The sequence below is a fragment of the Campylobacter sp. RM5063 genome (assembly GCF_024723655.1).
Lineage (GTDB): Bacteria > Campylobacterota > Campylobacteria > Campylobacterales > Campylobacteraceae > Campylobacter_D > Campylobacter_D lari_D.
The window spans coordinates 1-694 of the sequence record NZ_JANQDA010000064.1; the positions used below are offsets into that span (position 1 = coordinate 1).

1 protein-coding gene is annotated in these 694 nt (G+C 28.4%); it reads left to right on the top strand.

Annotated elements, in window-relative coordinates; all coding sequences use genetic code 11:
- Window positions 1-48: 48 nt before the first annotated feature.
- A partial coding sequence (locus CAMP5063_RS08380; protein ID WP_337195167.1) for a hypothetical protein occupies window positions 49-694 on the top strand: 646 nt, incomplete at its 3' end.

Consider the following 694-nt stretch of genomic DNA (forward strand, 5'->3'; position numbering starts at 1 on the left):
GGGATTAGTGATTATAATGTTAAAGATATTGCTATTAAGTTTAATTATATGAAGACAAGAACAAGTAAAATAGAGTTTGCTGCAGATAAAATTAAGCTTTATCAAAGAGAATTAAAATTTGAAGGGGATAAAACAATATACACCGAAGAAAAAGCACAAGCCAATATCACGCTAAAAGATGGTAAAAAAGGTGCTAAAGTAGAATGGAATATAAGTGGAGACGCTACTTTAAATGATCATGATATAACATTTAATTCTAGTGGTGAAGCTAAAGCAACTATTACTTCTAAAACCCCATTTAAAAATAACCCTGTAATTAGTGTAAATACTATTGGACAAAGTGTTAGCACTACTATTGCATATGTAGATAAAGAATATATCCCTAGTATTATTTATCCTAGCTATAAGGGTTATAAGCAAACCATAGAATTAAATCAAGATTTTCATCTTGAGGTAAGTAATTTAATCCCGAATACAGAAATTGAAATATATCATGATTTTTTATCAGCGGCTAAACCAAAGCAAGATCATGTTAGAGTAAATTCTAGTGGTAAGGCTACTTTGGAATTTTATGGAGTATCGAATCCATTGTGTAGTAATTTCAATATTCAATTTAAATATATGAAAACAAAAAATAAGTCAGCGGATTTTTTTACAGATGAAATTTATATATATAAACAGCTTACCTTGATTG